Origin of the sequence: Pseudonocardia spirodelae (assembly GCF_037727765.1) — a bacterium.
Taxonomy (GTDB): domain Bacteria; phylum Actinomycetota; class Actinomycetes; order Mycobacteriales; family Pseudonocardiaceae; genus Pseudonocardia; species Pseudonocardia spirodelae.
Window position 1 is genome coordinate 1 of record NZ_JBBJUP010000041.1, and the last position, 1601, is coordinate 1601.

Sequence of the window (1601 nt, forward strand, 5' to 3'; positions counted from 1 at the left end):
TCCACGTCGAGGGCGACGTCGAGCCGCTCGGCCGCGGCGGCACCTTCCTCGGCCAGCACGTGCTGACCCCGCGCCACGGGGTCGCGGTGCAGGTCAACGCGTTCAACTTCCCGGTGTGGGGCCCGCTGGAGAAGCTCGCCCCGGCGTTCCTCGCCGGCGTCCCGACGCTGATCAAGCCGGCGTCGCCGACCGCGTTCCTCACCGCGCGGCTGGTCGAGCTGATCGTGGACTCCGGCCTGCTGCCCGACGGCGCGGTCCAGTTCGTCGCCGGGTCGCTGGGCGACGCCTTCGACCACCTCACCGGGCAGGACCTGGTGAGCTTCACCGGGTCGGCGGCCACCGCGCAGACCCTGCGCAGCCACCCCGGGATCGTCCGGAACTCGGTGCGGTTCTCCGCCGAGGCCGACTCGCTGAACCTGGCCGCGCTGGGGCCGGACGCCGGGCCCGGCACCGAGGAGTTCGACCTGTTCGTGAAGGCCCTGACCACCGAGATGACGGTCAAGGCCGGACAGAAGTGCACCGCGATCCGGCGCGCGTTCGTGCCGCGCGCACACGTCGACGCCGTCGTCGAGGCCGTCACCGCCCGGCTCGGGAAGGTCGTGGTCGGCGCCCCCGGCGCCGAGGGTGTCCGGATGGGGGCCCTGGCGAGCCTGGACCAGCGCGAGGAGGTCCGGCGCAGCGTGAAGGCGCTGCGTGACGCCGGGCGGATCGTGTTCGGCGACCCCGACCGCGTCGAGGTGACCGGCGCCGACGCCGACCGTGGCGCGTTCGTCTCCCCGCTGCTGTTGGTCGGTGACCCGGACCGCGCCGAGCCGCACGAGGTCGAGGCGTTCGGCCCGGTCTCGACGGTGCTGCCCTACGACACCACCGAACAGCTCGTCGACTACGCCGCCCGCGGCCAGGGCTCGCTGGCCGGGTCCGTCGTCAGCGCCGACCCGGAGTTCGTCCGCGAGGTCGTGCTCGGTGTCGCGCCGTTCCACGGTCGCGTGCACGTGCTCAACGCCCGCGACGCGGGCGAGTCCACCGGGCACGGCTCGCCGCTCCCGCAGCTCGTGCACGGCGGACCGGGCCGCGCCGGCGGCGGCGAGGAGATGGGCGGCGTGCGTGGGGTGTTCCACCACATGCAGCGCACCGCCGTGCAGGCCGACCCCGACTCGCTGGCCGCGATCACCGGGCGGTGGGTCGCCGGGGCCCGGCGCCACGAGTCCGACGTCCACCCGTTCCGCAAGCACCTGGAGGAGCTGCGGCCGGGCGACTGCCTGGTCGCCGGCCCGCGCCGGGTGACCCGCGAGGACGTCGAGCACTTCGCCGAGTTCACCGGCGACACGTTCTACGCCCACATGGACGAGGCCGCGGCCGCGGCGAACCCGCTGTTCGGGCAGCGCGTCGCGCACGGCTACCTGGTCGTCTCCCTCGCCGCCGGGCTGTTCGTCGACCCCGACCCCGGCCCGGTGCTCGCGAACTTCGGCGTCGACGGGCTGCGGTTCCTCACCCCGGTCCGCTTCGACGACGAGCTGACCGTGACCCTGACCTGCAAGCAGCTCACCCCGCGCGAGTCCGCCGGCTACGGCGAGGTCCGCTGGGACGCCGACGTCACCCGG

1 protein-coding gene is annotated in these 1601 nt (G+C 74.8%); it reads left to right on the plus strand.

Translation table 11 applies throughout. From position 1 onward, the window contains the following. Positions 1–1601 (plus strand): phenylacetic acid degradation bifunctional protein PaaZ (paaZ, locus tag WJX68_RS25180; protein WP_340295479.1); only part of this gene is annotated, 1601 nt, incomplete at both ends.